Genomic DNA, 6,553 nt, shown 5'->3' with positions numbered 1-6,553 from the left:
GTCGCCAGGGCGCTCCCGCGCGCGCCAGCCAGCGCAGCGCGTTGAACACCTCGCGCAGGTCGTGGCGGCGCTGCGGCGCGTTCACATCCATCAGCGTCAGGTACGGCGCCACAAAATGCCACTCTTCTTCGCTGATGTCGCTCGGGTAGGGTTTTCTGGTCACGATTTCAGGCTAGCTCTGGCCCACCACGGCCCGGGGGAAAGTTCATAACACGCTCTAGCATGGCGACGTCATCCATCACCGGACCCTCGCCCCATGCAGCTCTACATCGGCAACAAGAACTATTCGTCCTGGTCCATGCGCCCCTGGGTGCTGATGCGCCACTTCGGCCTGCCCTTCGAGGAGGTGATGGTGCGCTTCGACGGCTTCGAGCCGGACTCGGCCTTCAAGACCACGATCGCCCGCACCTCGCCGACCGGCAAGGTGCCGGTGCTGGTCGACGACGACGGCCTGGTGGTGTGGGACACGCTGGCCATCGCCGAATACCTGGCCGAACGTCACCCGGAGCAGCCGCTGTGGCCTCAGGAGCGCCGCGCCCGCGCGCGGGCCCGCTCGTACTGCGCGGAGATGCACTCGGGTTTCGGCGCGCTGCGCCAGCACTGCAGCCAGAACCTCGAGGCCAGCCTGCCGGAGGTCGGCGCGCACCTGCTGGCCACGCAGCCTGGCCTCCAGGCCGACCTGGACCGGCTGGACACGCTGTGGAGCGAGGCGCTGCAGGCCAGCGGCGGGCCCTTCCTGTTCGGCGGCTTCGGCATCGTCGACGCCTACTTCGCGCCGGTGGTCGGCCGGCTGCGCACCTATGCGCTGCCGATGTCGCCGACGATGGCCGCCTATGCCGACGCGGTCTGGGCCTCGCCGGGCATGCAGGCCTGGGTCGCCGACGCGCTGGCGGAGCAGGACTTCATCGCCTTCGAGGAGCCGTACCGGACCGGGCGCTGAGCCCGGCGCCGCCGGCTCGACCGCGGCTCAGCGCCGCCCGCCCTCGACCAGCTGCCGCGCCAGCCGGTCGTGGCGCTCCAGCAGCGGCCCCAGCGCCAGCGTCGTGAGCTGCCCCTCGCGCACCAGCACCCGGCCGTCGACCAGGCTCCAGGCCACCTGCGGGCTGGCGCACAGCAGCAGCGCGGCCAGCGGGTCGTGCACCGCGCCCCCGGCCATGGCCAGCGTGTCCAGCGGCCACAGCACCAGGTCAGCGGCCATGCCCGGCGCCAGGTGGCCGATGTCGTCACGCCCCAGCACCCGGGCGCCGCCGCGCGTGGCGAGCTCGAGCGCATCGCGGGCGGTCATCTCCGCCGGACCGAGGTCGCAGCCGTAGCGCAGCCGGCCTTCGCCGTCGGCCTGCGGAGGCTGCATCGCCCGGCCCACGCGGGCCAGCAGCAGCGCCTGGCGCGCCTCGTTGAGCAGGTGGGCGGCGTCGTTGCTGGCGCTGCCGTCCACGCCGATGCCCACCGGCACGCCGGCGTCGAGCATGCGCCGCACCGGCGCGATGCCCGAGGCCAGCCGCATGTTGCTGCACGGGCAGTGCGCCACGCCGGTGCCGGTGGCGGCGAAGCGTGCCAGCCCGTGGGCATCGAGCTTGACGCAGTGGGCATGCCAGACGTCCTCGCCCAGCCAGCCCACGCTCTCGGCGTATTCGGTCGGCGTCATGCCGAACCTGGACTGGCTGTAGGCCAGGTCGTGGTCGTTCTCCGCCAGATGGGTGTGCAGGCGCGCGCCCAGGCTGCGCGCCAGCACGGCCGAGTCCCGCATCAGCTCGCGGCTGACCGAGAACGGCGAGCACGGCGCGGCCACCACCCGCAGCCGGCTGTAGCGGCCCGGGTCGTCGTAGGTCTCGATCAGGCGCTGGGTGTCGGTCAGGATGTCGACCTCGCGCTCGACCAGCGAGTCCGGCGGCAGGCCGCCCGCGCTCTCGCCCACGCTCATGCTGCCGCGCGCGGCATGCAGCCGCATGCCGATCGGCGCGGCCGCCTCGATCTGGTCGTCCAGCCGCACGCCGCCCGGAAAGAGGTAGTGGTGATCGGCCGTGGTGGTGCAGCCCGACAGCAGCAGCTCGGCCATCGCCACCTGGGTCGACACCCGCACCATCTCCGGCGTCAGCCCGCTCCAGATCGGGTAGAGCGTCTTCAGCCAGCCGAACAGCTCGGCGTCCTGCGCGGCCGGCACCGCCCGCGTCAGCGACTGGTACATGTGGTGGTGGGTGTTGACCAGACCCGGCGTGACGGTGTGGCGCCGCGCGTCGATCAGCTCGCCGCGGGCGCGCACCTCGTCGAGCACCTCCGGGGGCACCTCGCCGGCGGCGTAGACGGCGGCCACCGCTCGCCCGCGCACCAGCAGGCTGCCTCCGCGCAGCTCGCGGCGCTGCGCATCGAAGGTGGCGATCAGTTCGGCCTGGTGGATCAGCACCAGGGTGTCGCAGGCATCGGGGGCGGTCGGGTTCATGGCGCCAGCATGCAGCAAGGGCCGCGCCATGGTCGGGCACGCGGCCCCGCCCGGCCTCACAGGCGCGGCTGCAGCCCGTCGGCCAGCGCCAGCCGACAGGCCCGCCAGCCCGGCACCAGGCTGGCCAGCAGACCGGCCGCCAGCACCGCGCCCATCAGCAGCCACTCCTCGGGCCGCGGCGCCTCCGGCACGAAGCCGATGCCGGTCCACTGCGCCAGCAGCGGCGCCCCCAGCAGCAGCAGCGCGGCGGTCGCCAGCGCACCGAGCAGCACGCCGCAGGCGGTGACCAGGCCCCCCTCGAGGCACAGCAGCAGCAGGATCTGCCGCGGCCCGGCCCCCACCGCCCGCAGGATGGCCAGCTCGCGCCGGCGCTGCTCGAGTCCGGCCAGGATCACCGCCACCAGGCCGGCCAGGCTGACCAGCGCGACCAGGGCGCTCATCACCTGCAGCCCCTGCTCGCCGGCACCGACCACCTCCCACAGCTCGTCGAGCGCCACGCCGGGCATCACCGCCATCAGCGGCTCGGCCTCGAACTCCGCCACCGCCCGCTGCACGCCGAACACCCGGCCGCGCGACTTCAGCCCCACCAGCACGGCGGTGACCTGGCGCGGGGCCAGGTCCTGCAGCAGCGCCTGCTCGGCCGGCACCGCCCGGCCCGGCAGCGGCGCACCGGCCATCCAGTCCAGGTGCAGCGCCTGCATGCCCGCGAGGTTGATGTGCACCGTGCGGTCCACCGGCGTGCCGGTGGGCGCGAGGATGCCCACCACGGTGAAGGGCTTGTCCGCGTGGTCGTTGGCGGCGATCGCCCCGTCGCCATGGCTGAGCACGAGGCGCTGGCCCAGCCGGTAGCCCAGCGAGCGGGCCACCTCGGCGCCCAGCACGGCGTCGAACACGCCCGGCACGCCGTCCTCGAAGCGCCGCCCCTCGGCCAGCTGCAGCGGCTGCTGGCGACCGTGGCGGAAATGCTCGAAGAACGCCGCCGTCGTCGCCACGACCGCGCGGCCGCGGTGGCTGTCGCCCAGCGAGAGCGGCACCACCCAGGCCACCGAACGGTGCTCGGCCAGCGCCTGCACGCTGCTCCAGCGCATGTTGCTGGTGGCGCTGCCCACGTGGAAGACGGCGTGCAGCAGCAGCTGGACCGAGCCGGTGCGCGCGCCCACGATCAGGTCCGTGCCCGAGACCGTCTGCGCGAAGCTGTCGCGCACCTGGTGGCGGATGCGCTCGATGCCCAGCAGCAGCAGCGTCGACAGCGCGATGGACAGCACCACCAGCACCAGCGTGTAGCGGCGATTCCAGGCGCTGCGCGTGGCCAGCGACAGCAGCGCCTTCACCGCGCGCTCCCGCCCAGGTCGCGCAGGTCGACCACCCGGTCGAACGACGCCGCCAGGCTGCGGTCATGGCTGACGAACAGCAGCGCGCTGCCGGCCGCCTCGCAGGCCTGGTGCAGCAGGGCCATGAACCGGTCGCGGGCCTCGGCATCGAGCGCGGAGGTCGGCTCGTCGGCGATCACCAGCGCCGGGCGGCCGATCAGCGCCCGAGCCGCGGCCACACGCTGCTGCTGGCCCACCGACAGCACCGAGGCCGCACGCGACCACAGCGCAGGCTCGAGCCCGACCTGGGCCAGCAGCGCCTGCGCCTGCTCGCGCCAGGCCGCCTCGCCCGCGCCACAGCGTTGCGCGCGCACCGCGGAAAAACGGCAAGGCAGCATCACGTTCTCCAGCACCGGGCAATAGGACAGCAGGTTGAACTGCTGGAACAGGTAACCGGCGTGATCGGCCCGCCAGCGGTCGCGCCGGGTGGCCGACAGCTCGCGCCAGTCCTGCCCCAGCAGCGCCACGCGGCCCTGCGGCGCCACCAGCACGCCGGCGCACAGCGACAGCAGCGTGCTCTTGCCACAGCCGCTCGGGCCATGCAGGAACAGCGACTCGCCGGCGGCCAGGCTCAGCTCGCCCACCTCCAGCGCCTGCGCGGCGCCCGGCCAGCGGAAGACCAGATCACGGATCTCCAGCACCGGCGCCGGCACGGCCCCGGCCCCAGTCACGGACGACACGGCACCGGCCATCGCCTCAGCGACCCCAGGTCAGCTGGCGGGCGGCGCCGCGCGCGAGCGTGCGCTTGAACTGCCCCTGCGGCGCGACGATGCCGGCCTCGATCTGGCGGATGCGGCTGTAGCGGTCCAGCAGGCCGCCGACATCGACCGCACGCAGCGCCTGCGTGGTGGTGCAGCGGAACTCGAAACGGGCGTCGACGTCGGCGTGTTCCACCGTGCGGGCGGCGCCGGCCGGCGGCTCGAGCGCCTCGGACGTGGCGCTGGCGCCCTGCAGGAGGCAGCCGGCCGCCGGATCGAAGGCGAACAGGCCCTGGCCCGAACGCAGCGCCTGCAGCAGCGCCTGGGCGGCCTGCTTCTCGGCGGCGCTGCGGGGCGCACGCTCGAAGCCGAGCAGGCTGTCCAGCGGGGCTTCCATGCCGATGGTCACGACCCCCGGCTCGACCACGATCTCCAGCGGCACCAGACCATGCACATGGGCGGCGGCGTGGCCCTGCCCGCCGGCCTGGGCCGTCAGCGCCAGCACGCCGAGCAGGCCGGCGAGCAGCCCCCCGCGCGCACCACGACGCCGCACCGGGGCCGAGCCCGCGGGCACGACACGATCACCATCAGAAGAACGGGACATCCAGGTTTCCTGCAAAGCACCGCCACGGCGGCATGGACCTTAATGATAAACGGTTCGCAATAAAGCACCAGACCCTGCGGAGCATCGGCCGCACCTCGGCGACCTGAATGAGGCGGCACAATCCGGTCATGGAACGATCTACCCGCCAGCGCTCGGCCATCCGCGACGCCATCACCGCTGCACAGCGGCCCCTGTCGCCCCAGGAGGTGCTCGACGCGGCCAAGCAGCAGGTCCCGGCCCTCGGCCTGGCGACGGTCTACCGCAACCTCAAGCTGCTGGTCGACGAGGGCGAGGTGCACGCGGTCACGCTGCCCGGCGACAGCCCGCGCTACCAGCCGGCCCGCCACGAGCACCACCACCACTTCCGCTGCACCGGTTGCCACAAGGTCTTCGTCGTGCACGGCTGCCCGGGCAACCTGGGCCACCTGGTGCCCCCGGGCTTTCGCCTCGAGCAGCACGACATCACGCTCTACGGCCTGTGCAGCGACTGCGCCGCGGCCTGAACGGCCCGGCGGCCCCGCCCGCTCAGCGCGCGGCGGGCGGCCCGCCCAGGGCCCGCACCAGCATGTCGACGTTGTGTGCGTACATCTTCAGGAAGGTGTCGGCCGCGGTGCCCGGTGCCGACAGCGCATCCGAGTAGAGCGTGCCGCCGACGGTGGCACCGGCCTCCCGGGCCAGGCGCCGGGCCAGGCGCGGATCGCTGATGTTCTCGATGAAGACGGCGCGGGCGTGCTGGCGGCGGATCTGCGCGATCAGCCGGGCGATGTCGGCCGCGGACGCCTCGCTGTGCGTGTCCCAGCCCTGGGCGGCGAGGAACTCGATGTCCTGCGCCCGGGCCAGGTAGCCGAAGGCGTCGTGCGTGGTCACGACCCGGCGATCGGCCACCGGGATCGTGGCCAGGCGCGCGCGGGTGTCCCGATCGAGGGCATCGACCTGCGCCAGGTAGGCGCGGGTGCGCTGCTGCATCAGCGCCGCCGATTCCGGTCGCAGCCGGGCGAAGCCGGCCTGCAGGTTCAGCAGGTAGCGGCGCACATGGGCCAGGTCCTGCCAGGCGTGCGGGTCGACGGACGGGCCCAGCCGGCGGGGCGTGATGCCCTCGCTGGCGACGATGACCGGGCCGCGGAAGCCGCTGGCGCGGATCAGGCGGTCGATCCAGCCCTCGAAGAACAGGCCGTTGACGACCACCGCGTCGGCACGCGCCAGCCGCATCACGTCCTGCGGGGTGGGCTCGAAGACATGGGCATCGGCATCGGGGCCGACCAGCGCATGCACCTCGCTGTCCGGTGGCGCCACCTGGCGTGCCAGGTCGGCCAGGATGGAGAAGGTCGCGACCACGCGCAGCGGCGGCGAGGCCGCCCGGGCGGCTCCAGCGACCCCCAGGCCGCACGCGGCAGCCGCCGCGATCAGGCAGTCCCGGCGGGACCGCCACCGAGCACCGACCATG

At 73.7% G+C, this 6,553-nt stretch carries 8 protein-coding genes; 2 read left to right on the top strand and 6 right to left on the bottom strand.

Annotation, left to right across the window (positions count from 1 at the left end):
- Window positions 1–163, bottom strand: a 163-nt coding sequence (locus C7444_RS03710) for a transposase (protein WP_146219340.1), incomplete at its 3' end; no start/stop codon positions are given.
- Between the two features lie 93 nt (window positions 164–256).
- On the opposite strand from C7444_RS03710, the gene C7444_RS03705 reads away from it, so the two are divergent.
- Window positions 257–940 (top strand): glutathione S-transferase N-terminal domain-containing protein, encoded by a 684-nt coding sequence (locus tag C7444_RS03705; protein ID WP_110399462.1) that lies wholly within the window; start codon window positions 257–259, stop codon window positions 938–940.
- A gap of 27 nt (window positions 941–967) precedes the next feature.
- Here C7444_RS03705 and C7444_RS03700 read toward each other — a convergent pair whose 3' ends face one another.
- The 4 genes from C7444_RS03700 to C7444_RS03685 are packed head-to-tail and all read right to left on the bottom strand — an operon-like array spanning window position 968 to window position 5,109.
- Complete coding sequence (locus C7444_RS03700; RefSeq protein ID WP_110399461.1) at window positions 968–2,437, bottom strand: 8-oxoguanine deaminase; 1,470 nt, start codon at window positions 2,435–2,437, stop codon at window positions 968–970.
- A gap of 56 nt (window positions 2,438–2,493) precedes the next feature.
- The gene (locus C7444_RS03695) at window positions 2,494–3,768 is read right to left on the bottom strand and encodes an ABC transporter permease (RefSeq protein WP_110399460.1); all 1,275 of its coding nucleotides are present in this window, start codon (window positions 3,766–3,768) and stop codon (window positions 2,494–2,496) included.
- Window positions 3,765–4,487, bottom strand: a complete 723-nt coding sequence (locus C7444_RS03690) for an ABC transporter ATP-binding protein (protein WP_245909395.1) — start codon at window positions 4,485–4,487, stop codon at window positions 3,765–3,767. Before C7444_RS03690 ends, C7444_RS03695 begins: the two co-directional genes overlap by 4 nt.
- A 16-nt stretch (window positions 4,488–4,503) precedes the next feature.
- Entirely contained in the window at window positions 4,504–5,109 is a 606-nt protein-coding gene (locus C7444_RS03685; RefSeq protein WP_146219339.1) for a ZrgA family zinc uptake protein, read from the bottom strand.
- Between the two features lie 128 nt (window positions 5,110–5,237).
- Between C7444_RS03685 and C7444_RS03680 the strand changes: the two genes are divergently transcribed.
- Entirely contained in the window at window positions 5,238–5,612 is a 375-nt protein-coding gene (locus C7444_RS03680; protein WP_110399458.1) for a Fur family transcriptional regulator, read from the top strand.
- Between the two features lie 22 nt (window positions 5,613–5,634).
- On the opposite strand, the gene C7444_RS03675 is transcribed toward C7444_RS03680, so the two are convergent.
- A complete protein-coding gene (locus C7444_RS03675) occupies window positions 5,635–6,552 on the bottom strand; it encodes a metal ABC transporter solute-binding protein, Zn/Mn family (RefSeq protein ID WP_110399457.1) in 918 nt (305 codons plus the stop codon).
- Between the last annotated feature and the right edge of the window lies 1 nt (window position 6,553).

Source organism: Sphaerotilus hippei (genome assembly GCF_003201595.1).
GTDB lineage: Bacteria > Pseudomonadota > Gammaproteobacteria > Burkholderiales > Burkholderiaceae_C > Sphaerotilus > Sphaerotilus hippei.
The sequence above is the reverse complement of the archived record's forward strand: the minus strand, read 5'-3'. Positions and strand labels throughout refer to the sequence as shown.